Source organism: Pseudobdellovibrionaceae bacterium (assembly GCA_023898385.1).
In the GTDB taxonomy this organism is placed as follows: Bacteria; Bdellovibrionota; Bdellovibrionia; order Bdellovibrionales; family UBA1609.
The window spans coordinates 1,744,962-1,769,891 of record CP060220.1 but is presented as its reverse complement, the minus strand read 5'-3'; the positions used below and the strand labels follow the sequence as shown (position 1 = coordinate 1,769,891).

Annotated in this window: 26 protein-coding genes and 1 tRNA gene; 14 read left to right on the top strand and 13 right to left on the bottom strand. The window is 46.9% G+C overall.

Annotated features, from left to right (window positions below):
* Positions 1-4: 4 nt before the first annotated feature.
* Positions 5-676: a hypothetical protein gene (locus H6626_07900; GenBank protein USN46147.1), complete on the bottom strand. Its 672-nt coding sequence runs from the start codon at positions 674-676 to the stop codon at positions 5-7.
* Between the two features lie 69 nt (positions 677-745).
* On the opposite strand from H6626_07900, the gene H6626_07895 reads away from it, so the two are divergent.
* The gene (locus H6626_07895; GenBank protein USN46146.1) at positions 746-1,408 is read left to right on the top strand and encodes a hypothetical protein; all 663 of its coding nucleotides are present in this window, start codon (positions 746-748) and stop codon (positions 1,406-1,408) included.
* Here the strand turns inward: H6626_07895 and H6626_07890 are convergent.
* From H6626_07890 to H6626_07870, 5 genes are all read right to left on the bottom strand, one after another.
* Positions 1,391-2,044, bottom strand: a complete 654-nt coding sequence (locus tag H6626_07890) for a hypothetical protein (protein ID USN46145.1) — start codon at positions 2,042-2,044, stop codon at positions 1,391-1,393. The genes H6626_07895 and H6626_07890 overlap by 18 nt on opposite strands.
* Positions 2,045-2,046: 2 nt before the next feature.
* Positions 2,047-2,802: a TPM domain-containing protein gene (locus H6626_07885; GenBank protein USN46144.1), complete on the bottom strand. Its 756-nt coding sequence runs from the start codon at positions 2,800-2,802 to the stop codon at positions 2,047-2,049.
* On the bottom strand, positions 2,802-3,386 hold the full coding sequence (locus H6626_07880; protein USN46143.1) for a LemA family protein: 585 nt from the start codon (positions 3,384-3,386) through the stop codon (positions 2,802-2,804). The genes H6626_07885 and H6626_07880 overlap by 1 nt, the downstream gene beginning before the upstream one ends.
* A 106-nt stretch (positions 3,387-3,492) precedes the next feature.
* Positions 3,493-4,935, bottom strand: a complete 1,443-nt coding sequence (locus H6626_07875) for an undecaprenyl/decaprenyl-phosphate alpha-N-acetylglucosaminyl 1-phosphate transferase (GenBank protein USN46142.1) — start codon at positions 4,933-4,935, stop codon at positions 3,493-3,495.
* Between the two features lie 103 nt (positions 4,936-5,038).
* Complete coding sequence (locus H6626_07870) at positions 5,039-6,700, bottom strand: hypothetical protein (GenBank protein ID USN46141.1); 1,662 nt, start codon at positions 6,698-6,700, stop codon at positions 5,039-5,041.
* Between the two features lie 279 nt (positions 6,701-6,979).
* Between H6626_07870 and H6626_07865 the strand changes: the two genes are divergently transcribed.
* Entirely contained in the window at positions 6,980-7,972 is a 993-nt protein-coding gene (locus H6626_07865) for a hypothetical protein (GenBank protein ID USN46140.1), read from the top strand.
* A 19-nt stretch (positions 7,973-7,991) separates the two neighbouring features.
* On the opposite strand, the gene H6626_07860 is transcribed toward H6626_07865, so the two are convergent.
* Positions 7,992-8,915 (bottom strand): PAS domain S-box protein, encoded by a 924-nt coding sequence (locus H6626_07860; protein USN46139.1) that lies wholly within the window; start codon positions 8,913-8,915, stop codon positions 7,992-7,994.
* 216 nt (positions 8,916-9,131) lie between these two features.
* Here H6626_07860 and H6626_07855 point away from each other — a divergent pair, with 216 nt between their 5' ends.
* Entirely contained in the window at positions 9,132-10,670 is a 1,539-nt protein-coding gene (locus H6626_07855; GenBank protein USN48981.1) for an ATP-dependent DNA helicase RecQ, read from the top strand.
* A gap of 270 nt (positions 10,671-10,940) precedes the next feature.
* Here the strand turns inward: H6626_07855 and H6626_07850 are convergent, their stop codons facing one another.
* On the bottom strand, positions 10,941-12,671 hold the full coding sequence (locus H6626_07850) for a hypothetical protein (protein USN46138.1): 1,731 nt from the start codon (positions 12,669-12,671) through the stop codon (positions 10,941-10,943).
* A 90-nt stretch (positions 12,672-12,761) separates the two neighbouring features.
* Positions 12,762-13,181, bottom strand: a complete 420-nt coding sequence (locus H6626_07845; protein ID USN46137.1) for a TM2 domain-containing protein — start codon at positions 13,179-13,181, stop codon at positions 12,762-12,764.
* A gap of 280 nt (positions 13,182-13,461) precedes the next feature.
* Here H6626_07845 and H6626_07840 point away from each other — a divergent pair, with 280 nt between their 5' ends.
* Positions 13,462-13,977, top strand: coding sequence for a hypothetical protein (locus H6626_07840; GenBank protein ID USN46136.1), 516 nt, complete (start codon positions 13,462-13,464; stop codon positions 13,975-13,977).
* A 201-nt stretch (positions 13,978-14,178) separates the two neighbouring features.
* On the opposite strand, the gene ltrA is transcribed toward H6626_07840, so the two are convergent.
* A complete protein-coding gene (gene ltrA / locus H6626_07835) occupies positions 14,179-15,534 on the bottom strand; it encodes a group II intron reverse transcriptase/maturase (GenBank protein ID USN46135.1) in 1,356 nt (451 codons plus the stop codon).
* 764 nt (positions 15,535-16,298) lie between these two features.
* A tRNA-Pro gene (locus H6626_07830) sits at positions 16,299-16,375 on the bottom strand.
* Positions 16,376-17,268: 893 nt separating this feature from the next.
* Between H6626_07830 and H6626_07825 the strand changes: the two genes are divergently transcribed.
* The 4 genes from H6626_07825 (at position 17,269) to H6626_07810 (ending at position 20,162) form a co-directional block, all read left to right on the top strand.
* On the top strand, positions 17,269-18,540 hold the full coding sequence (locus H6626_07825) for an alginate export family protein (protein USN46134.1): 1,272 nt from the start codon (positions 17,269-17,271) through the stop codon (positions 18,538-18,540).
* A 76-nt stretch (positions 18,541-18,616) separates the two neighbouring features.
* Positions 18,617-19,132 carry a hypothetical protein gene (locus H6626_07820; protein USN46133.1) on the top strand — a complete coding sequence of 172 codons (516 nt, stop codon included), beginning with the start codon at positions 18,617-18,619 and terminating at the stop codon, positions 19,130-19,132.
* Between the two features lie 20 nt (positions 19,133-19,152).
* The gene (locus H6626_07815; protein USN46132.1) at positions 19,153-19,761 is read left to right on the top strand and encodes a hypothetical protein; all 609 of its coding nucleotides are present in this window, start codon (positions 19,153-19,155) and stop codon (positions 19,759-19,761) included.
* Positions 19,761-20,162: a hypothetical protein gene (locus tag H6626_07810; GenBank protein ID USN46131.1), complete on the top strand. Its 402-nt coding sequence runs from the start codon at positions 19,761-19,763 to the stop codon at positions 20,160-20,162. The genes H6626_07815 and H6626_07810 overlap by 1 nt, the downstream gene beginning before the upstream one ends.
* A 17-nt stretch (positions 20,163-20,179) precedes the next feature.
* On the opposite strand, the gene rpsR is transcribed toward H6626_07810, so the two are convergent.
* Entirely contained in the window at positions 20,180-20,452 is a 273-nt protein-coding gene (gene rpsR / locus H6626_07805; GenBank protein ID USN46130.1) for a 30S ribosomal protein S18, read from the bottom strand.
* Positions 20,453-20,634: 182 nt separating this feature from the next.
* Between rpsR and rpmB the strand changes: the two genes are divergently transcribed.
* From rpmB to H6626_07775, 6 genes are all read left to right on the top strand, one after another.
* Positions 20,635-20,943, top strand: coding sequence for a 50S ribosomal protein L28 (gene rpmB, locus H6626_07800; protein ID USN46129.1), 309 nt, complete (start codon positions 20,635-20,637; stop codon positions 20,941-20,943).
* The gene (locus tag H6626_07795; protein ID USN48980.1) at positions 20,943-21,215 is read left to right on the top strand and encodes a KOW motif-containing protein; all 273 of its coding nucleotides are present in this window, start codon (positions 20,943-20,945) and stop codon (positions 21,213-21,215) included. The genes rpmB and H6626_07795 overlap by 1 nt, the downstream gene beginning before the upstream one ends.
* Positions 21,216-21,257: 42 nt before the next feature.
* A complete protein-coding gene (locus H6626_07790) occupies positions 21,258-21,656 on the top strand; it encodes a hypothetical protein (protein USN46128.1) in 399 nt (132 codons plus the stop codon).
* A 24-nt stretch (positions 21,657-21,680) separates the two neighbouring features.
* Positions 21,681-22,517 (top strand): carbon-nitrogen hydrolase family protein, encoded by an 837-nt coding sequence (locus H6626_07785; GenBank protein USN46127.1) that lies wholly within the window; start codon positions 21,681-21,683, stop codon positions 22,515-22,517.
* A gap of 67 nt (positions 22,518-22,584) precedes the next feature.
* Positions 22,585-22,854, top strand: a complete 270-nt coding sequence (locus H6626_07780) for a hypothetical protein (GenBank protein ID USN46126.1) — start codon at positions 22,585-22,587, stop codon at positions 22,852-22,854.
* Positions 22,855-22,905: 51 nt separating this feature from the next.
* Positions 22,906-24,036 carry an RNA methyltransferase gene (locus tag H6626_07775; GenBank protein USN46125.1) on the top strand — a complete coding sequence of 377 codons (1,131 nt, stop codon included), beginning with the start codon at positions 22,906-22,908 and terminating at the stop codon, positions 24,034-24,036.
* 256 nt (positions 24,037-24,292) lie between these two features.
* On the opposite strand, the gene H6626_07770 is transcribed toward H6626_07775, so the two are convergent.
* Positions 24,293-24,721: a hypothetical protein gene (locus H6626_07770; protein ID USN46124.1), complete on the bottom strand. Its 429-nt coding sequence runs from the start codon at positions 24,719-24,721 to the stop codon at positions 24,293-24,295.
* Positions 24,722-24,930 lie beyond the last annotated feature (209 nt).

Genomic DNA, 24,930 nt, shown 5'->3' with positions numbered 1-24,930 from the left:
CGACTTAGCTGTAGAGAGCTTCAATCAAGTGAACTTCCGTCGGTAGCCGATGCCACATGAATTGTTCTTTTGATCTATATCGAATGAATAGGTCAGCGGTCAAATGATCGATGACAGTGGGTGCAGAGGTGCGCTCAGGTTTTGATGCTGAATAGAGATCGTGATAAGACGCCCAAGAGCGATTTTCTAGGGCCAGGTTCAAGTAGGTCTTCCATTCTACATATTGTTTATTAAATGTTTCATTTTTAAACTGTTTTGCAAGGAGCAGTGGAGCTTGTCCGAGAAAATTACAGATGAGTATGGCGTGGTCAGAGAAGTCATTGGAAATCTGTTTCCATCCATGAGGTTGGGGACTAGAAGTGTCGAGTCGAAAATAATCATGCTCCACCCAATGCACAGAGAGATCAGAAAACCGTCGTTTAAAAAGAAGACGCGCCAATGGGTCTGGGTCTATGCAGGTGAGGTTGTCAAATCGAGACAAAAAATCTTCATTCAGTGAGTAGCCGCCACTGGCACCCACTAACACCAGATTTTTCTGTTGAGGGTTCCAACGCTTTAGCCAGCCATTGAGTTTATGCCGAAAAGGCCCCCATAGCGACCGATTGTATCGCCATGCCGAGTAATGGTAGAAAAATCCTCCCGTCGGAGTAAAACTTGCGCGCATAGAACTTAACATTGAACATATTCTTACATCATATATTCTTTTCTGCATTAGAATAATTTAATTAAGGAGAGGTCGACTCAGGTGATGTGGATAAAAAATAAGGGGCTCACGGTGCTTTGGTCAGTCTTGGCCATTCCTCTGCAATCTTCAAATGGCTGGCAAAATTTGACCTACCGAAAAATTCCGGCCAACAAAGTGGTTTTTGATAGCGAAGGTTTAACAATTGACGTGGATAAATCGGCAAGTCCGCTGATTTATCCGCTTGAAAAAGCACTTGCCGTAAATGCTGTAGAAGTTAAATTGAAAATCGAGGGTGATCTGAAGTTTAAACAAAAAATGCGACAGGGTCAAAAAAAGGCGGATGACTTTCGCTTTCGTTTGGGGCTGGTTCTAAAGGGAGAAAACCGCCTTAACTTTTTTCAAAAAGCCATCGCAGCGGATTGGATAAAAAAGCTTTATAGTTTAGCGCCCGAGGGTGTGGGAATCGACAAAATCTATTTTTTAAATTTGGTGGATCAAACTGACTTAATAGGCAACACCCGCCAGCACCCATTGAGCGAATTAATCAGCGAAAATATGCAGTGGTCAATTGAGCACAACGAGTCTACTGAGCCGTTCGCGTTAAAAGCCAAGCTCGATGGGCCTCACGATGTGTTGGCGATTTGGTTGTCTTCAGACGGGGACGACACTTTGTCCAAGTATAAGGTGAATGTGAAATCAATTTCATTATTCTATGATAATTAAACCATTCGAGATTTCGTTGCTGTCATCGGCGGATTTTGGAAAGTGTTCTGAAAGGATTTTTCCGCAGGACTCAATGCCTGAGATCATGGCACTTTTTAGTCTCTTTTGTTTTAGAAGTTTTAGCATATCAACTATAACGTGATCCCAGGTTTCAGGGGGCAGTTTGTCTGCGATGGCTTTGTCGGCTAAAACCACGGCTCGATGTTCTAGCATCGAAATAAACAACAGTATGCCAGTGTTGCGTTTTGTGCGATCAGCGGCATGATTATAAAACTCAATAAGCGCTCTTTGCTCGACTTGTTCCACCTGATCTTGTGCTGATGTAAGCCATCGGCACACGGCGGGCACTGATGCCAGCCATCGAACGAGCGCTATCCCCAAAGTGAGATAGGCGAGCGAAAGAAACCAATGTTCATCGAGGTGGCCAGAGAGGAATCCCACACTGTAGGCAATCATGCCGACCAATATAAATACCAACATGAGAATAACTGGCACATGCCCAATGGTGGAAGATCTTCGAACCACCACCGGCACGATTTCGCCCGTTGTGCGCTCTTCTACCGAGGTCACGGCGCCACCGATTTCAGAGAGTTCCTCGTCAGTCATATAATCATTGAGCCATTTTGGACATTTCATTTCTACCAGCCTCCCGAAGCGCCGCCGCCACTGAATCCGCCGCCACCGCCACCAAAGCCACCGCCGCCGCCAAACCCGCCGTGTCGACCGCGTCCCATGCCATGTCCAAGGGCGGACCCAAGTAAAAATCCCGCAAGTCCGCCTCGGCGATGCCCTCCGAGAACAAACAAAATAAAAAAGATAAAAACAATAAAATTGAAAATGAGTTTTTTAAATGGCGAAGCTTCCTTGGATCGTACTTTCTTTAGCGTAGAAGAACTGACAATGTTCGACAAATCAAGACTAGGGTCAGCGGCATTGACCAGAGCGGTTGTCCCCAGCAGTACGCCTTGTGAAAATTGTCCCGATTTGAATTCAGGCAAGATCACGTTTTGAATGATCCTGTTTGCGATGGCATCAGGTATCTGCCCTTCTAATCCTTGGCCCACTTCAATTCGAACCCGTCGTTCATTTGGAGCTACGAGCAATAAAAGTCCATCGTCTCGGTCTTTGTCGCCCAGTTTCCACTGATCAGTGATGGCAATAGAGGCTTGCTCAATGGCGTAGCCCTGCAGGCTAGTCACGGTGAGGATGGCCATTTGGATATGAGCTTTTGAGTGAACCGCTCGCAATAACTGTTCTAGTTGTTGTTCGTCGCTGGGGCTAATGATAGCTGCATAATCATTTACGGCGCCCCTAAGTGGAGGCACCGAAAACTCGGCACCCCAGGCCATAGAGGCCCAGGTGAGTAGGGCGCTGAGAAAAATTCTCACTAGCACTAGAGGTCAACCTCAGGCATTTTCTCTACCTGTTCAGCAGCATCAACTTCCCACTGTGGCATTTTCTCATAATGAAAAAATACTTTATTGGTCAAATTCGTCGGGAATACTAAGATCTGCTCATTAAATAGCTTAATAGATTCAATGTATCTCTGGCGAGCGATCGCAATTCGATTTTCAGTGCCTTCCAGTTGGGCTTGCAGGTCGCGGAAATTTTGATTAGCCTTGAGATCAGGATATCTTTCCACGCTCACAAGTAGACGCCCTAAGGCTTGCGACAGCTGACCCTGGGCCGCTTGGAACTCTTTTAGTTTTTGCGGATCAAGTTGGCTCACATCCAGGTTCATTTGTGAAACTTTTGCCCGAGCTTCTGTCACCCGAGTGAGGACTTCTTTTTCGTGGGTGGCATAACCTTTGACAACTTTGACAAGAGCAGGAACCAAGTCACTGCGGCGCTTGTATTGATTGGTGATCTCGGCAGCTTTTTCTTCCACATTGAGTTTGGCTTTCGGAATGGAGCGAACGCCACAGGCGGTGAGGTTTAGGGCGATGATCGTTAAGGCTATAGCTTTAAATATTCTCATAGGGGTTCTCCTTATGTGAATGGCATCCTATATCTAGTGGTTGGGATTTGTAAATGCCACGAAGCATAAGGGCATAAGGAAAAGTCTGTCTGGTTTAGATGGGGGGCTAGGCCGCTTGGCGAAGGGGCTTTTCCGTCGGAATGTCAAATTTCTTAAAAAAGGCGGCCGTTTGAAACTGTGAGGAATAAAAAGACATTCCCCAGGGCACCACATCGTCGTTCTTCTTGACCTTGTGCCGGACCAGTAGATCGAAATATTTTTCAGGCAGTGCGGGGATTAGACTCTTATGGTCGTCTCGCAACGGTTCTACCACCATTACAGAATAAGATCCCACGGCTTTGAGTGAGGCATGGGGGTGATTTTCTAAAACATACGCTGAAAAATCTTGAATGAAGTTATTTACTTCAGCGACCCCGCGATACTGAAGTTCTTTATAGTAGGGGAGCAAGTCGTAAATGGTGGCGTGAAAGTTTTCAGGATCAAATAAGAAGGGGCGATCCATGGGGAGATGTCTTTCAAGGAGCGTACGACTAAATCGATAAACCTGATGGGCTTGTCGATGTTCAAGGTAGAGTATGGCCCATAGCAGTGTGGATAGCCCCGCCGTTGCAAGTATCCCAATGGCCCAAGTGGCCCAATGATTGCCAAGAAAAAAGATAGTGAATGCGGTTAACCCACTGTAGACGGTGGCGCCGTAAACTACAGCAAGTACGTGTCTAGTGTCAAAGCCCACCTTTTTTAATTTGTGATGGATATGATCGTGATCGGCTTTAAGGGCCGAAGATTTGGCCCTCTTTCGTCGAATGATTGAAGCTATCGCATCGACTTCAGGAAACGCTAAAAGAAAAAGGGGAATGAGTACCGATGGCGGGCCTACAGCTTCTGGCGATAGCGTGGCGCCCATCGTTGCTAAAGAGAGACCCAAAAATGTGCTGCCACTTTCACCGAGGTAAATTTTAGCAGGGGGACGATTGAATAATAAAAACCCTAAAATACCTGCTGCGAGATTTATGGGGCTTGATACGAGTTGTCCGCCCATGGCTCCTAAAAACAAACAGGCAATGGTGGAAAAGCCGCCGGCTAGGGCATCCACCCCATCAATCATGTTAAGGGCATTGATAATACCAATGATCCAAAAAGCCGTGATCCCCAGACTGACCCATTCATGGGCGCCCATTTGAGAAAGTAACAATTGAGAAGATGGGGTCAGTGCCAACCAAATGGCCACAGAAACGGCCTGCGTGAGAAATCGAAACTTAGGTCCCAACTCAAAAATGTCGTCGCTAATTCCAACAAGGACAAGGGGTAAGCCCGCGGCAATCAAGGCATAAGAAGATTCAATCTGAAACACCCAGCTTGAGATGGCAAAACTCAAATACACGGCCAATCCTCCGAGTAGTGGAACTCGGGTGTTTTCTTTTCGTCTAAAATCTTGAGCCGATAACCAGCCATAGCGATGGGCTAACCTAATAATAATTGGCACAAAAAGGCTGGCAATGGCCAAAGCCATTGGAGCGGCTAAAAAGGGGAGTTCTTCCGTAAAACCCATGTCTTATATATCGGCAGAAAGTGAGAAAAACTTGAACATATCTTTGTTGATTTTGATTTAAGTTGAACTTGTGTGCCGAACGTGAAAGGGCAAGGTTTTGGTTCTAGAATCCGCGCATCACGCCAATGGCAATTTGATCCAGATCGGTGACGGTTTCAGTATTAGGGGACTTGTACTGAGTATCCGAAATTTCGGCAAATATGGACCAGCCGTCAAAACGACGGTCGGGGTCGAGCCTGTATCCGAGGCCGAATCCTACTTCTCTGTTACGAAATTCAAAATTTAAATCCGCGCCAACAGCGCCATATCGAATGTAGTACCAATTTGTCGCATTTTCCAATTGGACTTTGCCTTGAAATCCGACCAGTGACCGAAATCCGTAATTAGAGTTGGAGTTTAGCATGGTGGTGTAATATCCCCCGAACCCAAATCGCAAGGGCGTATCACCCAGCCTCAGGGGAGCCGTGTACGTGAGCCATTGGTCGAGCTTTAAAATATAGGCTGGCTCGAGGCTACCTTCAGATGCCACGGGCATTGAGATGTTAGCTTCGCCAGAGATATCCAAATCTATAAATATAGGGGCCGACGCACGAACACCAGGTGTGACCACGTACTGCACCAGCGGATCAGTAAGAAAAGTCTGGTTCAGGTTGTTGTATCCTGTTTTAAAGATGGCATCCCAGGCAATTTTAACATCGAAGAGCCCCTGGCCACGATTGTTCTTGTCAAAGCGGGTCCACCTTGTATTTTGACTGTCCAACGTCGTGGCATTCTTTTTAAATAGAAAGAAACTTTGAAATTGCTCTCGTCGTTGTTTTTCTGTCATAAAGCCGGTCGCCGCAAGTGACCTCACCTTGTCTAAAGATTGAGGCAAGAAATTGAGATTGCGTACAGCTTGCGAAGCCGGGATCCATCCCATGCCGTTTTTATAATCGCCATTTGCGGTTTTGTAGGAAAAGCCAACATTGTAGAACAATGCAAACTCGTGTTCTCCGGGCACGTGTTCTTTTAAGTCAATGATCTTCGTGTCAAACAAGAAGACTTTAGCATATTGGTCTGGCCATCCCACACAGAGATCTTCACTGGCTTGACAGTCGGTGGGAGTCCACCTGCCGGGCTTGTTAAATACTGTGATCACATTACGCCCTGGCGGAATGTTTAGCTTTAGTTCCACGGGCTGAAGGTTTGCCCCAATTGAAAACATGGTTTGCCATTGATAATACATATGAATGGTTAGATTTTCTTGGGCTGAACTCACGTCAATTTTTTTCCAGGCGCCATTGTTTCGCTGCTCTAAGCGTAAAGTCGCAAGGTAGTCGCTGGCTGTATCGTCCACACGAATGATTTGGCCAGGCATCAAACGCATCGAGAGGGGAGCTGAATGACTAGGGTTTTGCCGCAAAAGTACAGGAAGAACATTGTCGTGTTTTCTTACTTCGAGAAAATAGGTCACTCGCTCTTCGGGATTTTGGGCGTGTTCGGCTCCAAGTAGGAAATCATACGTGTCGTTTTTGTTACTCGCAGGAGCTCTGGTCGGTTCGTCTTTGAGGCGGTTATCATCTTTGACGCGAGTGAGTTCAGGCGAGCCGTGGATCAGTTTAAAAAACTCTGTGCGTGAATCTTTGCCATCAACAGCCCCAGTGGGTTCGCTGTTTACGTTATCTTCCATTTGTGCGAGGGTGAGGGCACACGGCGCCATTGCCAATCCGTAGATAGCAAAATGGATGAATATAAATAAAGTCCGTTTGTAAAACTGCATAAACATATATATCCGTGTCTTGAAATTTCATCGGCGCACATGCTAAAAACCTTTAAAATTATTTGGTTATTTTCAAAAACGCTGGACACAGGTCGAGGGCATTTTTGCCAATCCCAGGAGGACGGAAGTTAAGTCCAAAGTCCGTGTTCATCGTGTTGAAATTATTCAAGATGTTGAATTTTTTAACACAACCGCCAATCCAGTGAGTTTGACCGGGAGAATGGGGTTGTTCGCGTCGAAAAATTAGGCTAAGGAACAGCCATAACTTTTGTCGAGGTGATAATCATGTTGCGATTTTTTTTAGTTTTTGGGCTGTTGGTATCTGGGGTTAGTTCTTGGGGGCAAGGTGAGTTGGTAGAGAATGAAAAGCCAAAAGCCGCTGAGACCAAAGACAAGAAAGCGGGTTGGTATCCAAAACTTAAGTTCGGAGCCAATTTGTCTTATGGATCGAGTGCAAAAGTAATTGGTCAAGTTGATGGCGAAACCAAAACATTTGGACTCACAGTGAACAGTGGCGTCACATGGTTTGCCGACCAGCAGGAGTGGAGGCAGTCGTTAGACTTGAATCAGGCCACGTCGTCCACAGCAAGTTTACCCCGCTATGTAAAGTCACAAGATGATTTAAAGTATGACACCATTTATCTGTATAGCCTCAAAGAGACGTCCTGGCTTGGACCCTATGCCAAGGCCAGTTTGCAAACATCAATTTTTAAGGGCGAAGACGTTCGAGCAGCAACAACCACTTACAAAGATGTTTTAGGTGGTACCATTGCCACATCCACAAGCCTGCCGCTAACAGAAGGCTTTAAACCCCTCACTACGAAAGAGTCTGTGGGGCTTTTTGCTTCGCTTGTAAAATCAGAAGACATGGATTTAGAAGGCCGCGTGGGCTTGGGGGCCCAGCAAGTGAGTGCTGACGGGCAACTGGCTGTGAAATCTTACGATGCGGCTACCAACACGGTGGTGGTGAAGCAGCTGAGCAGTTATACCCAGTCAGGCGGCGAAGTGGGGGTTACATGGAAGGGTCAAATAGATAAAAAAACAAAGTATCAAATGGACGTAGAACTTTTTCAGCCGTTTTCACCAAAGCTCGACGCAGGTGATGAGCGTTCTGGTTTAGATCTTTTAGACAGCTCTGTGGGTCTTAAATTGTCGTCAAAAATTTATGAGTGGGCCGAACTTGTCTATGAATACCGATACAAAAGGCAACCGCTGCTGCAAGAGGCAGAACAGGTTTCGAATTATCTGCTTCTTAATTTTAGTTACGAGGCCCTTTAATTCTAAAGCGGGTGAGCATTTAGTCTTCTTCGATCCGATCGAGGATTTCTGAAAGCTCACCAGTCGTTAGAGTGTCTCTGGAAAAACCACCGTGCAGGGCTCGCAATAGGGCTTCCGAGTCCACTTGCCGAGACACAGATATTGATCCCATAAATTTACCTGACGGGTCTCGCAATGCCGATGAGGCGAGGTCAACGCGAATTTTTTGTCCCGTTTTTGTGATCATGGTGGAGTAAACACTTTTATGAGACCCCGTCTCCATGACTGTTTTTAATCCCTTTTCGGCTTCGCCATGCACATTTTCTGAATAGATATCATACATGGTGAGATTTAACATTTCTCCGGGCTCATAGCCTAAAACCTCGTGAATTCTTCGATTGGCCATAACAATATGTCCGTTGGCATCTACGGAATGAACCATGGCGGGATTATCTTCAAAGAGCTCGTGGTATTTGTGTAGAGAATCTTTAAGGGTTGTCACCTGCGCCGTGAGTGCCTTGAGTTTTTCATCGGCCAGTCGAAGCTGATCTTTAAGCGTGATCTGCGCTTTGTCCTCACCGATTAAAAAAGTAATAACGTCTTTTGGGCTGATAATACCTGTTAATCTTTGGCTGGCATTTTGAACCAATACCCTGTGGGTTTTTGATTTAATCATTGCCTCGACCACTTCAGTGAGAGGGGCATCTTCACTAACAAATGTGGCGGGGGTGAGTAGGTCTTTGTGGTGAATGACCTTTGTATGTTTATCCTCTTTGAGGTGCAGGCGAAGAAAAGCTCGAATGACCCCAAGTTCTGTAAGGACCCCTAGGGTTTCTCCAAAGGGGGTTACCACCGGGGCAGAAGCAATTTTATGATTTAAAAAAATAGTGGTGACTTCACGTAGCTCTTGGCCAGATTGAAACGTATCTGGATTTTTTGTCATCAAGTCGGCAGCCGTTTTCAAAAATCCCTCACTGTGAAATCCGTCAACGGCTCTAGTATAAGTACATATTGGCGTTATCGAAAGATTTTATGCTTTAAATGCACAGCGGCAGGAAGTGGTGTAGGCATGGGCACCAAGTTATTGGCAGAGAGCGTCCGCATGGAGTCGGGCTACGGACTGTATGAAAATCTTCGGAAGTTCCTTGAGTTTTTCGCACAAGTGTTTGAAGAATACTAAATCGACCAGTTAGAAAAAAGCCTTCAGCAGAATTTTAAGCTCTCCTCTTTTCGAACAGGACAACGGGAGATTATTGAGTCCATTTTATCTGGGCAAGACGTCTTGGCAATTATGCCCACGGGCGGAGGGAAATCGCTTTGTTATCAACTCCCAGCCGTCATGCGGTCGGGTCTGACCATTGTTGTGTCGCCACTTATTGCATTAATGAATGATCAAGTGGCTGGGTTAAATGCTCTCGGCATTCCGGCCGGCTGCATACACTCAGGACTGAGCCTGAATGAGCGCAAAAAAGTCTTTCAAGACATCGCTCAGAGCGAAAATTATTTGTTGTACTTGTCTCCGGAACGCATTCAAAAACCGGGGTTTGCCCCTTGGCTCTACAGACAAACCGTAAATCTATTTGCCATAGATGAGGCCCACTGCGTTTCGCAGTGGGGGCATGATTTTCGCCCCGAGTACTCTCAGCTTCAAATATTAAGGCAGGTCAAGCCGAGTGTGTCTATGGTGGGGTTAACGGCCACGGCCACTCCGATTGTGAAAAGGGACATCATTCGGCAGTTGGGTCTAAATCGACCAGACCAACATGTTTATGGGTTTTATCGCCCAAACTTGTATTATCAAGTGGAGTTTTGCGCCGACGACTTTGAAAAAGAGGCATTGGTTTTAAAAGCCATTGAAAAAAATCCCGAGGGGCGAGTCATCATCTATTGTGGCACCCGAAAAAAGACCGAAGAGTGGGCGTATTTTTTATCAAATAAGGGAGAGTCGGTCGCATTTTATCATGCGGGTCTTTCAAGTAACGAGAGAACGCAAATGGAACAAGATTATGCCCAAGGCAAAACGCGAATTCTAGCCGCCACAAACGCTTTTGGTATGGGCGTGGATCATCCAGATGTTCGACTGGTGGTGCACACGCAAATGCCAGGCAATATTGAATCGTACTATCAAGAAATTGGTCGTGCGGGTCGAGACGGTAAGCCAGCCACTTGTCTGATGGCCTACTCGAAAAAGGACAGGGGTTTACAGTCATTTTTTATCACCCAATCCACAGCTAGCGGGACTATTAAAAACCAGAGGTGGTCTGCACTAAATGCCATGGTTCATTATGCAGAAGGTTCGGAGTGCCGGCATGCGGATATTTTGACCTACTTTAGAGATCAAAAGCGCATTGAAAACTGCGGGCACTGCGACACTTGTTCTCCTGAGGATGCGAGGAAAGTGTATATTCCGGAAGGTGTTTGGCCTCGTGTGGAGATGGTGCAGGCTAAGATTTCTCGCGTATCAAAAAGACGTGCCAAAAAAACTGTGCTTGATACTGATTTGAGTGCCGAACAGCAATTGCTGGCGGATGCGATCAGGCAGTGGCGAAAAGAATACGCAAAGAAAAATGACCAGCCGGCATTTATGATTTTTAGTGATAAAACATTGAGGGATTTAGTTCTCAAGCGCCCGTCCTGTGAAACCTCACTCGCCGAAGTTTATGGTTTAGGCGCAAAAAAAATAGAAGATTTTGGTGAAGAGCTCCTAAGCTTACTTTAGAAAGGTATCCCTTTCCTTTTTGCGTTGCGGTTCGTCACCGGCACACCCACATTTTATTGCTTTGACGTTTTAAAAATGTCACTGATTTAACGGTTACAGTGTTTGTAAGGCCTTGGTTTGTGCAGTTTCTAGGAGGGTATCCCTTTCCTTTTTGCGTTGCAGTTCGTCACCGGCACGCCCGCATTTTATTGCTTTGACGTTTTAAAGAATGTCACTAACTCAACGGTTATAGAGTTTGTAAGGCCTTGGTTTGTGCAGTTTCTACCAATTCTATGCGCCACCAGGATCAGCGGCGGGGCACTCAATCAAGGTCTCTATTTGTTGTCTAGAGAGAGTGTTTTTTCGAATTTGGTTTTTATAAAAAGCAGCCTCTTCTTTCAGCTGGTATTCAATGGCTAGGAGAATCCGGTTGGGGTCGCGTCGCCATTGGTTCAGTCTTCCCAAGTGCCCAATCTGATTGGTGGCTGAATACACGTACCGACTATCAATCTGCAGTAGTCGTTCATGAAACTGGGACAGTCGCGACTGAATTGCCGTTGAGTCGTCATTGAGAGCTATTAAGTCCTTACTAAAGTCATCGGCGCCATCTGCGATGAGCTGTGATAGTTTAATAAAGCGGGGACGACCTAAAGGACAATACTGTGGATGTAGGTAGCGACGGCGGATGTCGGAATAGAATTCCGATATGGTAGCCGATCGTTCAAGGCCCATGATGGCCATAAAAATGGAAAGTTGATTGGCTAGATTCAGAGACTCACGGTAAGCAACAAACATGTCATCATTTGTTTGCGCCAATTGAATTTTTTCAAAAGAACGCTCAAGGTCATTGTCAATTCGATCAAGATTAGACTGAATGGCGTAAGAGTCTGCAAGATCTGCGAGTTTGTTGACCGCTACGGCTCCTACCAAAACCGTTAGAAGATTTGTGGATGTAAAAAGCTTAGTTTTACGCAACGACTGCGCCAAAGTTTGAAGGCGTTGGGCTTTGTCAATTCGTGCAAGTGCAGAAAGGGTCGCGTTTGATACGCTAGCCCTGGCAGCCTGCAAGCCACCACTTGCTTTTGTGGCTACAGCCAAAGGGCCAATCACTTGTTTGGCTCGGTGGCCTGCGGTGAGGACTCCATTTACAATGAGTGGAGTAACAGCCAGCCCAGTGCCGAGTGCTCCGCCTAGCCAAAGTAACTCCACTCGTGCGTTGTCTTTGCCTAGATTTTGGGGCTTAGATAATTCCTCCGAATCGGGAACGTCTAGTACCTCAGGAGGAAAGCTTGGGAGATTCAAAGGTTCGAGGCGACTTTTTGACGACTCATGGCCGATCGTACTAGCGCCGGTGCCGCTAAAAAGTGCGATGGGCCGAGATCCATTAATTGCAAAATGGCGTATGCCACCTGATTTAAAGCTATGGCCGAGTGATTTGCGTATGAGGCGAATCGCCTTTGTGGCTATTTTGCGCAATTTTTTAGAAAGAGCGAAGAAACCTGCACTTCCTCCAACCACGCCGAGAACCATGTACGTTTCTGATTTAGCATCTGCAGTTTGTTCAGATAGCAGGATGGGGAGGTAGTCATGTAGCCACTTTTCGGTGAGTACAGCGACGAGATACTCTTGGGCATCAGGGTTTTCATCTAGCAGTCCATAAACAGTTCGCATTGTTGCGATATAGGGATGAAGGGCGTCGGACTCTAGATCCCCTGCGAGTCGATGATCAGCGAGACCTAAAAGCCGCCGGCTGATTTCTTCCGCAAAAAATACGGTGCACCGTTGGGCCTGGTCTTGGATATTCAAATCAGACGAATCAAGTTGGGCATAGGAGTCTTGAAATAATACCGTCATTGTCGATAAATCTCGACCGGCACTTTTGGGTGCCTCATTGCAGCCAAATCCCAATAAATCGTCGCTAGTGTCAGCGTTTGCAATCAGGCAACAAAATACGGCGGTTACTGTTAGGATTCTGACGATGAACTTTAAATTAAATGACAACAGAAAACTCGTTAATTTCATGGCGGTAAACATATTCAATTGAAGTGCCAAGGGGCCGCGAAGAGGATTTGAGCTACGTCTATAACTCTAATTCAGAGAAGACAAGTTCTTCTACGGCAGAACGTTCTGTGTATTGACCTCACTGATTTGTTCATTGAGCGTCCACAGGTCATAGAGCCAGCCCAGCCCAAACATTCCTCCGGTTACAAACCACAAAAGCCCAGTTAAGAGTTTTCCCATATAAAATCTGTGGGCGCCAAGATAGCCCAAAAAAATCAAAAGTAGCCAAGCTACATCGAAGTTAATGTTGCCACTCTTGTACGACCGGTCAGCCTCTCGATCCATTGACGGAATGAGAAAGAGATCGATGACCCAACCCACGCCCAACAATCCTAAAGTGAAAAAATAGATGGTCCCTGATACGGGTTTTCCATAGTAAAAGCGGTGAGCCCCCATAAATCCAAACACCCACGCCACATATCCCATCACCAAACTGTGCGAATCATTTGCAACAACTCGTGTACTAGACATGGTTTCCTCCAAGGTAGGAATCGTTCACTCTCGTGAACCTGGTTTAGCGTGATCAAGGAGGGGAGTAAAGGGGCTCGTGGCAGCATGTTGACGACAAGTGTCATCGGGTCATGGTTGCAGGTGAAGAGGTTGATCCTATTCGAGTGTGAGTCTTTGTTTAAAAGTTGGGAAGCCTCAGGGGGGCCGGCTCGATATGTTTATGGCTCAAATAAAATAATTCAATTTTTGAGTATTTTTTGGTGGTGCTAGAAAGGAGAGCCTATCAAACAGGAGTTTAGGAATGAAGGAATGGATCACGAAATTTTTTTTCATGTTCATAGGGGGAATATTTGTACCTTGGCAGGTGACCGCGGCTGAAAATATCAAAGTGACTAGTGAGCTGTTAGATTTTGTCCATGCCAGACTGTCTTTTGGAGAAGTGGCTCCGTACTTGGAGTGTAACATAGTGACCCAGTTATCTGTGGAGAAACGAAATTTCTCAAGCGGCGAGCGTTCAACGAAAACGCTTTTTGTGCAACTGAAGTCACCAAGCTACTATGGAGAAACTGATTGGGTCGTCGCATTTAATTTAGGATGTGATGCTGAAAGGGAGATTCTCGACTCTCCTGAGGGGGGAGTTGTCGAGCGATTGACATTTTTTTCAGATGATCCCTATTATCACTTTTTTGTTTTTGAGCACGATGGTCTTGGTGCGATTGTAAAAGCAAAAATTGGCAACTCATTAGGAGAATCTATTTGTTCTGGCAAACAAGAGCATCTGACCGAGCCTTTGGGACTGGGCGGGATTCTAAATTAGCTCAAGGATGAGGGGCTCTTAAATACTGGAGTTTGAAGGGTTTTAGACGCAGTTCCACCATCTACCGAGTAGAACCGTAGAACCCAAAAAAAAACCACCCGGTGGGTGGCTTTTTTTTGACAAAAACCGAGTAGCCAGGGCGCGAAGCCCCAGCCCTCACCGAACCGGACGTGCACGTTGAATGCATCCGGCTCTTTCAACTTAAAACAGGTTTGTTTGGACCTGCCTCTGGCGAACTAAATCAGGAATAACTCTAACAGGCCGAAGCCCGGCTTTGAGGTGCCGCAATAGTGGCCATAGCCTGCGCCAAGCCACTGGACGTCGTTGCTGGCGGTACTTGCGTCTGAGGTATCGCACCAAAGCTTTGTGAACAGACCTGACCTCGCGGTAAAATACCCGATTGGCATTGCTGTACCTAAAGTAGTTGGCCCAGCCCAGCCATATCTCCTTTGCTAGCTTGCGAGCCTGCTCCAGAGTGTGGTGGGGCAAAAGCTTTTCCCTCAAGGCCTGATGCAGTTGCTTACGGGCTTTCTCCGAGGGCTGTCTGGCCACCCAAAAACGCTTGGGGTTGTCACGGAATGCTCTTAAGTGGAACTTAAACCCAAGGAAGGTAAATTTGGCGTCATGGTTTCGGCTGCGGTTTTTCATGTTCACCCTGGTGGTCTTTGATCCCTTAAGGGTGAGCTTTACTTCCCGCATCCAGTAGTTGAGCCACTTACTAGCAAGGTCCAGATCCCTCTTTGTTCTGGCCGCGATGACGAAGTCATCAGCGAAGCGAAAAAGATGTATATCCAGTCCTTGCGCTTTCACATCCTCGACTTTCTTATCCAATCCATAGTGGAGGTAAATATTGGCCAGCAGGGGCGACAGGGGGCCACCTTGTGGTGTCCCTTCTGGTGTCGGCTGCCAGGGTTTATTGACCTCTTTAAATCCTGTTTTGAGGATTTGGTGGATAAGATGGAGGATTCTTGGATCGACGATTTGCTCTTTGAGCATGCCAATGAGCTTTTTGTGTGAGACGCGGTCAAAGAAAGACTCAATGTCCGCATCTAGCACGTGGCGATACTTGAAGACCGTGTTTGCCACATCTGCGGCGCAGTCTACGGCTCGTCTATTCGGTCGGAACCCATAGGAGCAAGGCAGGAACTCTTGCTCATAGATAGGCTCTAGTAAAATGAGAAGAGCTGTCTGCACCACCCGGTCTTCGATGTTAGGTATTCCCAAGGGACGCTCTCTGCCATCCGCTTTAGGGATGTAGACTCTGCGGACCGGACCTGGTTGATAGGTCTTCATTTTAAGCTGTTTGGAAAGCTTCGTGGCGTAGGACCATTCCTTACCTTTAAGTTCTTCCACACCCAGACCATCGAGACCGGCAGAGCCGGAGTTATCGATCACCCTTTGTATGGCGTCACATAGTAAGAACGGGTCACACAACCACCTGAAAAGATCCCAGTGTTTGCGCCCTTGTTTTGTTTGAGTTGCCAGTCGGTGTTGCACTCGAATGGTTTGCGGGTGAAGGGACTTGCGCTTCTTCGCCCGGGCGGTATTTGTGTTCATTTTCACTTTCCTCCTTACCTACGAGTGGAACAACGAACTTGCGTTGAACCTGACAACCCCTTCCCCTTATCCTCCTTGAAGTGTAGTGGGCTTTCCCCAGCTTCTGAGTACTATGGGTGTCTCTGACTCCTGCCCTGGCCTCTGTTGCCTTATGTGTTCGGCTTTTGAGTGGGGTGGCTTACCAACCCAGCCACCTCCTGCCAGTCAGGTCTCACCAGTTAACATCATCCTCATACATCCGATCCTACCTGCCCGCACTCTGTGCAAGGAGCCGTCCTTTAAGATGTGATCGCTTTAAGTTCCACGAAGTTAGTGGGGCCTGACGATCACCCAACCAGACACCCTAAAAGATGTAGCCTTCCACGCCACCATACGCTTGGGCACAGACTCAACTTCCTATTAACTCACATTAAGAGTGTTCGTGTTCCTCGGGCCGATAGGTTTGGCTTTCTCAGAGTACCTCCTGATACTTTTCCATCGCAATTTCACCCCCGATGTCACCATCCAAAGGCGGCGATAAGCTTTACCCAGTGGCGTTGGGGCCTTCTGGGACGTTCCCATCCTACTCGTACCGTCCAGGAGGCTAGCCTCCTCGGTTCGCATCACTCTTGTTGCATCCGTGATTTGAGTGGGAAATTTCTTGGTATGAGGAATCGAACCGGCAGGCTTCGCTCCCTCGCCCCCTTGGGGCTCGGTCGCTCGTCTTGCTTCCATGGTTCGTTCTTGATGGTGTCTGTAAGATGTATGTGTCATCTTGGTCATAATGGTCGGGGAGACAGGATTCGAACCTGCGACCCTCTGGTCCCAAACCAGATGCGCTACCAGACTGCGCTACTCCCCGACGTGAACTTGGGAAAAAGAGTTGATGGGGTAACCTAAGTGGGTCTTGGTCAACTGTCAATTGGCAATGGATCTTAGTGTTTGTAAAGGGTGAAATGGGCGTTTGATTTGCAGTACGGAGTGATTCGAACACGCGGCTGTCGCCGCGGCCTCCGGCACGAGCCGCATCAAAACGTGCCACAGGCCCATTTTGCCGCAGTCTCGAGACCTCTGGTCCCAAACCAGATGCGCTACCAGACTGCGCTACTCCCCGACGTGAACTTGGGAAAAAGAGATGATGGGGTAACCTATGTGGGTCTTGGTCAACTGTCAATTGGCAATGGATCTTAGGGTTTGTAGTGGGTGAATCTGTCCACGAAATACAAAAAAAGTGAGAGCCGGCAGCGTAATCAAGCGGGGGCGCAAACTGGAATGGGACAGGCTTGGGCGCCCTGCTGCCTCCATAGTTGTTGTGCAGTTGGGCGGATTGACCATTGTGATGCCATGGATGGACCCAATAGGGGTGGTCTTTTTGGGTGGATTATTGGGGTGGGATGCTAAATTGTTTGGTTTTTTTAGGCCAGTTTTTAGCGTAAATTTTGGGCATTTAGTGAAGTATTGCGGTGCTAGATGTGGCCATGGTTTTTCTTCCAGATCTTCTGGGGCTTGGCTTTCAGGGGTCTGGGATTTTGACTTAAGGCCTGTTAAGTCGGGGGCTTAGGTCCTAACGCACACTGCAATGTGAACCGAAAACAATTGCTTTCGTTTTAAGATCGTTTTTACGATTAACCAAACGCGTTGTCCGGCCCTCTTTAAGACTGGGAAAATTTTGCCTAAGTCTAAGGTAGGCTGGTGGCGCTTGCATAAGACTTAAAAGGTTTAGAACAACTAAGTATTCAACTAAGGAGCAACATTATGAAAAAGATAATAGCATTCTTGGCCTTATGTGCCTTTATGCCAAATGCGTTTGCCGATAGCGCTGAGCTTTCGCACGACGCTGAGTTTCGTCTTCGTTATAAAAACGATATGGATAAAGATGGCGACGCTACAGTAAAAGACACAGCTCAAAGTTTTGAGCAACGATTGAAGTGGGGCATGACTTTTCGTGCAGGCGAAAAACTCACAGCTCGTGCGACATTGGTTCACAACGCCATGTGGGGATTGAACTACCAGGATCAAACGCCTTCGGATGTAACAGCAACGGGTGAAAACCTAATTCTGGTTAACGAAGCTTATGCTTCGTGGATGGCCTCTGATGAGTTCATGCTTCGTGCCGGCCGTGGCAGCTTTACACTTGCCGATGGTAAAGTGATTGACGCTAACGACTATTACAATGTCGCAAAGGCGTTTGATGGTTTTATGGGCACCTATGATGCTGAGTTTGCGCGATTCAGTTTCTTTGGTGTTAAAGCTGATGATACAGGAAACACCCCTGGCGATAACGAAATCAACTTTTACGGATTGAGCTTTGATTTCAAATCATTGCCTGAAGTGATTAAAATGGCTAACTTGCATGTGCTTCAAGTTAATGCTGATGACCAAGCTTTTGCTGGTGCAGTATCACCCAAACAAAGTCAAATGCGTTACGGCCTAACTGTAGCCGGTGACATGGCTGGCGTGATGTACGGCTTAACTTATGCCGGAGTGACTGGAACTGTAGACTCTACGCCAGAAACTTCTATCAGCAGCTCCATGATGGACCTTTATGTTGGCTATGCAATGCCCGACATGATGAACCTTATGGTTAAAGCCGGTTATCATATGGATTCAGGTGATGACGATGCTACTGATGACACCGTAAAGACCTATGATGGCTTCCACTATGATAAGCACTATAACGCGGGCTTGATGGATGTCATGAAGTGGGGCAACCTGACTTATATGTACCTCAATGCTGGACTTGATGTTGCTGAAGGCATGAATCTTGGTCTTGGCTACTATATGTTTAGCTTGTCAGAGGCCAAAGGTGCTTATACCGCTATGAACACAGCGTTTAGCGTTGGTGCTGATAGCACTCGTGACAAAAGCGGCTTGGGTTCAGAGCTAGATCTAACTTTGACAAAAAAGTATGACGATAATTTCGAAATTGCTACTCGATACGCCATGTTCACTCCTGGCGAGCTTTTCGAGGGTGCTAACGAGGATGCCTACAGTCAACTTTGGATCCAAGGCAAAATGAACTTCTAATCATCCTTTGATGATGACTTGGATTATCGAAAGCCGGGCCTTTGCCGCCCGGCTTTTTTTGTTTTAAGATAACTCTATGTGGAACAGATTTATATTATTGGTAGCAGCAGTAGGTTTTGTTTTTGGATTTCATACAAGCGTGTATGCCAAGGCTTCTGCAAAAATGAGTGTAGAGCCAGCGCTAGAGGTTGAGCTGCAGGCGGTTTTGGACTCATCAGTAAGTCTTCATCAAGCCCTGTTTCAGCAAAACGAGGCGGAAGTGGACGTGGCGCTTAAGGAGATCTTAATTCGTATAGAGCGTTCCGAGCAGAAATCGTCGTTGTCACCTTCGGGGCAAACCCACCTTCTAAAAATATTAGATGCGGCTCGTGGCCATTTAGAGATGGGGCAGATTCAATCGGGTTCAGATCGAAGTAAAAGCCTGCAAGGGGCCTTTCATCAATTGGTTCAGTTAAACAGAATTTTTGATCTTGGTGACTACAAAATCTATTTTTGTTCAAAAGACCGCACGGTGTGGTTGCAAAAAGGCTTGAAGCCACAGAACCCATTTAATCCGCAACGATACAAAAACTGCGGGCGTATTGCTCAATAGCAGAAAGGTCATGTGTACCTATGAACCAATGGTTGGCGTCGCTTTCTCGGTCCACGTTGGCTCTGTTGGTGATCGGTGGGGCCATTTTGTTGATTGTGCTTTTAGATCCTCCGCGCACGGTCTGCGACACTCAGGCTGAACTATTTAAATCCGAACAGGTGGGGTTTTTGTTTTTGGATCCTGCTCAAAAGGGCATTAAGACTACAAAATTTAAAGAGCTTTATGAGTTTTGTTTGCAGGCGCCTGGTCCGGGTGGGTGTGCGGAGCTGTTTGGCCGCGTGGGGCGACTGGTGCGAGCGCTTGGAGCTGTTTCTGATCAGTGCCTGTCAGAAGTTGCAGAACTACCCGAGGTTAAAACAGCTTTGTGGGGCACTCTTGATTTAATGGTTCGTTTAGCTTGGATTGAAAATCGTCGGCAAAATTTTGTGGCCACCAATGGGTGGTATGATATGGCTGACTTGAGTCGTTTTTGCGAAGTGAAGCAAATGACCATTGCGGCTGTTGGGCTTGAGGCGTGGAAAGATTTTCGCGCCCAACTATTTGAAAAGCTGGACGGCGCAAAAGACATGGGATGGGAAAAGTTTTGGTCCAATAGCATTGTTTCAACCAATTGCAATAGGGTGATGTAATGAATCTAAAACATTTAATTCTATTTTTAATTTTAGAAATTCTATCTGCGGTGACTGCAGTTCTGGGCTTTCGATTTGTCCACGACAGACTCGGGGCCATTTTAGTGGCCGGCACGGGCTTTATGATTGTGGGATTGGTTGTAGTGATCAAGTCATGGCGGTGGCTTGATAAGTATTATTCGCTCACCTTCTGGTTGGGACACGCCCATTTGTGGCTCACGTCTTTACCGCTTTTTCTCAATCGGCTGGTGTACGGCAATGATTTTACAAAAAACGAAGTGTTTGGTTTGCCGGTGGCCGTGATTCACAAATATGCCACAACGATTTTCTATTTATTATTGGCAGCCACCGTCATTGATATAATGAGGGTGGCGCTAAAGAAATTCCGAACAGGCCGTTAGCCTAAAATTGATACGGATTAAATCTCAAATGGCTTTGGCGAAACGTTGTCCACGCGGCCAAAGGTATCAGACGCGGTTGTGCCTTGAGGAAGTAAAGCCAGACTTCGTGCTCTTTTAATAGCCTTGTTGACTCGACGTTGTTGGCTCATGCTGAGTTTGCTAATGCGAGAGGGCACGATTTTTCCGCCTTCCATTAGGAATCTTTGCAGTGTGGCAGGGTCCTTATAGTCAAAAACGAAGTCTACGGGATACTCAGGCCGGAACTTAGAACGAGTGGATTTTTTCAACATTTTCAATACCTACTTGTGTTTATAATAGTGATCCCTAGTTGGTAGGGATCTGGTTTTGTCCACAAACCGGGGTTTATACGACAAAATGGGGTTGCCAACAAGGGCCTTTTTCACTATACGTCGTGGTTCGTGCCATGGGCCCGGATTTCGAAGAAATATGGACAGCGTATTAGGAGCACAAAATGTCTCGCTGCGAACTTACAGGAAAAGGACCAGTCGTAAAAAACCTGGTTAGCCACTCAAATATTAAAACTAAATCAACTGCTTTCCCAAATATTCAGCAAAAACGGGTATTTAGCAAAGCTCTTGGACAGATGGTCAATTTAAAAATGGCTGCCAGCACGCTTCGAGATATGGAGCACCGTGGTGGTTTTGATGCCTTTATTTTAAATCAGCCAGACACCAAGTTGTCGAAAAGGGCGTTGACGGTAAAAAATCGAATCCGTCGACAACTCAATGGCACTAAGAAAGCTCAAGGGAGCGAAAAATGATGATCACGACTAAATTGAAGATCAAAGAAGGCGATACTGTAGAAGTGATCGCAGGCGCGGATAAGGGCAAAAAAGGCGAGGTGATGGATTTAGATCGTCGTCGTCTTAAGATTCGAGTTCGCGGAGTGCGCATGCAGACGCACTTTGATAAAGAAGAAGGCCAATTTAAAAAAGAAGGTCTTATTGACTATTCCAATGTGAAGCTGGTTGAGGCCGCTGCGGCTAAAAAAACAGCCAAGAAAAAGGCTAAAAAGGCCACGGCCCGGAAGTAACAGCAGTTGAGCAAGGTACAATGCTTTGTTAAAGTAAGGCTCATGAAATACGTGAGCCTTTTTTTATTTGTGAGTGCCGTAGCCTTAGTGCCATTTGTGGAGGCTCAAGCAGCCACAGAGAATAGCACCGATTTTGTTATGTGCCGCAATGGCAAAACGGTTAGAACCCTTCGAATCAAAGTGGCTGACGACAATGGAAGCTGCAAAGCCCTTTACTCGAAAGGGGGCAAAGACCAGGTGGTGGGTTATGGTCGTCAGGCTCGAAGCTGTAAGCCCTTTATTGACAATGTGCAGAACAACCTAGAAAACGCCAATTGGCGATGTCAAAGTTTAGCTAACATGAAAATCACGGTTCCTGATAATGGGGCCACCGATGAAAGTTCAAGTGCTGAAGAGCCCGAGGAGTCCCTGTCTGAAGATGACGGGGAGTGGGACGAGTAGCCAGCGCTACAGGGGGCCATTATTATGCCTGAGTTAAAACCCCTACGGGTGGCCCTGATTCAATTGCAATCAAACGACAGTGTTGACCACAATGAAAAGCAGATTTTTCAACTCATTGATCATGCCCTGCAAGGCTCGGATGTGGATCTCGTGGTGTTGCCTGAAAATGCATTGTTTTTTCAGGTGGGCCCCTTCGACCTTCAGAACCGAACCCTTTTTTCACTAAAAAATCCCATTTTTGAGCGATGGAATAAAATGGTAAAAACCAAAAATGTGGCTCTACTGGTGGGTTCAGTGCCCCTTCAAGAGGGTGATCGCGTCTTCAATGCCAGTGTGTTTTTAGATGATAATGGTGACCCACGTGTGGTGTACCGAAAGACTCACCTCTTTGATGTGGAGGTTGAGGGTGAAAAGCCCGTTCGGGAGTCGGATCAGTTTGCCCATGGTTTCGGGCCGCAGATACTCGAAGTGAAAGGTTGGCGCTTGGGCTTGAGTATTTGTTACGACCTGAGGTTTCCAGAGCTTTATTTAGAGTATGGTAGGCGGCAGGTCGAAGCGTTGTTGGTTCCTTCAGCCTTTTTGGCCACAACCGGCGAGGCCCATTGGGAAGTTTTGTTAAGAGCGCGCGCCATTGAGAATCAGGCTTTTGTATTGGCTCCTGCTCAAGGCGGTGTTCACACCTCAATCTCAGGCGACAGGACTCGAACCACCTATGGGCACACAATGGCCGTGGATCCTTGGGGCAGAGTAATAGGCGCAATTGATGAGCCTAAGCCAGAAGTTTTGGTGATCACACTAGACCCTGCTGTTATTCGACAAGTGCGGCGCCAAATTCCAATGGATCAACATCGAAGGTTGTGAAAAATATCTCCACCTAGAATCAGATAATCCCTTGCCACATGCGGCATGAGGCCCTTAAGGTGGGGTTATGAGAGCGGTGATTTTCCCACGGTGGTTTATTTTAGTCATAGGCCTATTTGTCTGTTCATCGGTGAGTGCAGATTTAAACACAAACTTCACTCCGAATGAGGGCAGTCGAGCCACTTACCCTGGTGCCATCGACGAGGAAGATCTTAAAGTTCAAGAAGATCTTTATGAACCTGAGCAAAAGGTTTATAAAACCCACATTCACAAGCAAGTACTAGACGCGCTCGTGAAAAAGCAAGAGCGGGCCCAAGAGTCCACATCCAACGAATAGGCACCGTCGCTCCTGTCTAGAAGGAAGAAACCCAATTTTTAGAGAGTTTGTATGGCACGTTTTACCGCATTGACGTCACGCGGGTTAGTTGATGTCCTCCATGAAGAAGTTGCTCAGTTACCGGTGAAGAGTGTCCGTGTGGAAGGCAATAGTGTGTCCTTTGAATGCAGCTGGGCTGAGTGTTATCGCGCCAACCTGCTCTTGAAAACGGCAACTCGGATAGTATTGCCCATCTTGGATTTTCCGGCCTATCAGCCAGACGATCTTTATAACAACATCAAGCGACATGATTTCACAAAATACATTGATCCAGACCAAACCTTGGTTCTTGATGTGAGCGTGCGAGATAGTTCGTTTCGAGATCAGAGATTTGTCGCTATGAAAATTAAAGACGCCATTGTAGACCAATTTTCTAATAAATTTGGTCGGCGTCCAGATGTGGATAAAGACAATCCTGACCTTCGAGTATTAGTGCGAGTGGTAAAAAATCAAGTGTCTTTGGCCATAGACACCTCAGGTGAGACATTGTCTATGCGGGGCTACCGTGATGCCGGCGGGGTGGCTCCGCTGAGAGAGCACTTGGCCGCGGGTTTGTTGCAACTGGCCGGGTGGCAGCCGGGTGTGCCGTTGGTCGACCCCATGTGTGGATCGGGTACATTTATCATCGAGGCAGCCCTTCAAGAGCTGGGCATGGCGCCAGGGTTGTTTCGCAGAGACTATGGTTTTAAGCGGTTAAAAAACTACGAAGACGAGAAGTTTAAAACTGCTTTGCGTGAAGTTCGGCAGTTGAAACACATGCCCGCATCCGAGCCCCGGCTGTTTGGATCAGATATTAGTGGCAGGGCCATTCGAGATGCCGAAAGCAATGCACGCATGGCTCGGGTGTCAGACTATGTTTCGTTTTCAGAGTCAGATTTTAGATTGTTGCAGCCACCAAAAACGGATCCGGGGATCATTATCGTGAATCCTCCCTATGGCGAACGGTTAAGTTCGTCAGTGGACATCACTCGATTGTATGGGGATTTTTCGCGAGTGCTTAAAGAACGATTTAAGGGTTGGACTTTGTGGTTACTTTCGGGCAGCGAAGATCTGACTCAACATCTGCACTTAAAAGCGGAGCGAAAGATACCTGTATTTAACGGCAACATCGAATGCCGATTTTTAAAGTACGAGATTAGGTAAAGCAAGTTTTCAGCAAAGATATCTACTTTGGATTCATGTTGAGCTATATGGAAGGTGACAACAAGTAGGCTGACAAATGCCAGGTTTAGATTGTTTGCACCGTGAGTGCCAGCCGAGGCGGATAAGGCATATCCGTATGGTGCCGCGCATGAGTCCACGGTCCAGATATTTTTCAACGGACAAACGATAGTGATTTAGTGGATTAATGACTGTCGCTTTCCGACTGGGTTTTAGGTGCGACCTCAGAAGTTTGTGGTTACTGATCTGTGGCCGATTCTAAGTCAGGGACGGCTTCTTCTGCGGCTGGCGGGTTTTGAGAAAAAGAGGGTTTTTTCGTGGCCGAATAACCTGCGACAACTCCCAGTCCAATGATCAAAACCCAGAGTGCCTTGGCCCATTGCCGTTTTCTTAAGATCAACGGGCTGATTCCGCCTAAGATGGTCCACACGACAATTTTTACATAAACCCATGAAGGCCACCCAGAGATAAACCCAAGACGGGCCATCAGTCCAAACCCGGCAATGAAAATAAGCAAAAGGCCAAGGCCATGGCTAATCATCGCCCATCGGCGCATGTTTTTACCGTTTTCTTCTTTGCTCATGGCCTCAATCAGCAAACCGCCCAAAGCCATAAACACCATGAATATTCCTGCAAAATGAATCACTTTATAAAAGGTGTACGACATCAAACCCTCTCCTTGTGGTGAAAAACAGTTACCTACTGTACTGCCAAGTGTCACGAAAATTGAGTGAGCTCGCTGTTGGCCCCTGGCGTTCAACGCTCCACTGCGGAAGTGGCAATCGTGAAGGACAAAAGGGGCGAGACATATCTGCATCGCTATGCAACACGGGCCCGGGTGTATGGCACCTAACATCGAACCCAAGCTAGACAGCC

Bases quoted from the DNA above. Each gene is read 5' to 3' on its own strand.
- H6626_07875 (USN46142.1), bottom strand. From the start codon at position 4,935: ATGGGTTTTACGGAAGAACTCCCCTTTTTAGCCGCTCCAATGGCTTTG.
- H6626_07890 (USN46145.1), bottom strand. From the start codon at position 2,044: ATGAAATGTCCAAAATGGCTCAATGATTATATGACTGACGAGGAACTC.
- H6626_07820 (USN46133.1), top strand. From the start codon at position 18,617: ATGTGGAACAGATTTATATTATTGGTAGCAGCAGTAGGTTTTGTTTTT.
- H6626_07900 (USN46147.1), bottom strand. From the start codon at position 676: ATGTTAAGTTCTATGCGCGCAAGTTTTACTCCGACGGGAGGATTTTTC.
- ltrA (USN46135.1), bottom strand. From the start codon at position 15,534: ATGAACACAAATACCGCCCGGGCGAAGAAGCGCAAGTCCCTTCACCCG.
- rpmB (USN46129.1), top strand. From the start codon at position 20,635: ATGTCTCGCTGCGAACTTACAGGAAAAGGACCAGTCGTAAAAAACCTG.
- H6626_07790 (USN46128.1), top strand. From the start codon at position 21,258: ATGAAATACGTGAGCCTTTTTTTATTTGTGAGTGCCGTAGCCTTAGTG.
- H6626_07850 (USN46138.1), bottom strand. From the start codon at position 12,671: ATGAAATTAACGAGTTTTCTGTTGTCATTTAATTTAAAGTTCATCGTC.
- H6626_07825 (USN46134.1), top strand. From the start codon at position 17,269: ATGAAAAAGATAATAGCATTCTTGGCCTTATGTGCCTTTATGCCAAAT.
- rpsR (USN46130.1), bottom strand. From the start codon at position 20,452: ATGTTGAAAAAATCCACTCGTTCTAAGTTCCGGCCTGAGTATCCCGTA.
- H6626_07865 (USN46140.1), top strand. From the start codon at position 6,980: ATGTTGCGATTTTTTTTAGTTTTTGGGCTGTTGGTATCTGGGGTTAGT.
- H6626_07845 (USN46137.1), bottom strand. From the start codon at position 13,181: ATGTCTAGTACACGAGTTGTTGCAAATGATTCGCACAGTTTGGTGATG.
- H6626_07795 (USN48980.1), top strand. From the start codon at position 20,943: ATGATCACGACTAAATTGAAGATCAAAGAAGGCGATACTGTAGAAGTG.
- H6626_07870 (USN46141.1), bottom strand. From the start codon at position 6,700: ATGTTTATGCAGTTTTACAAACGGACTTTATTTATATTCATCCATTTT.
- H6626_07780 (USN46126.1), top strand. From the start codon at position 22,585: ATGAGAGCGGTGATTTTCCCACGGTGGTTTATTTTAGTCATAGGCCTA.
- H6626_07775 (USN46125.1), top strand. From the start codon at position 22,906: ATGGCACGTTTTACCGCATTGACGTCACGCGGGTTAGTTGATGTCCTC.
- H6626_07815 (USN46132.1), top strand. From the start codon at position 19,153: ATGAACCAATGGTTGGCGTCGCTTTCTCGGTCCACGTTGGCTCTGTTG.
- H6626_07880 (USN46143.1), bottom strand. From the start codon at position 3,386: ATGAGAATATTTAAAGCTATAGCCTTAACGATCATCGCCCTAAACCTC.
- H6626_07840 (USN46136.1), top strand. From the start codon at position 13,462: ATGAAGGAATGGATCACGAAATTTTTTTTCATGTTCATAGGGGGAATA.
- H6626_07770 (USN46124.1), bottom strand. From the start codon at position 24,721: ATGTCGTACACCTTTTATAAAGTGATTCATTTTGCAGGAATATTCATG.
- H6626_07785 (USN46127.1), top strand. From the start codon at position 21,681: ATGCCTGAGTTAAAACCCCTACGGGTGGCCCTGATTCAATTGCAATCA.
- H6626_07810 (USN46131.1), top strand. From the start codon at position 19,761: ATGAATCTAAAACATTTAATTCTATTTTTAATTTTAGAAATTCTATCT.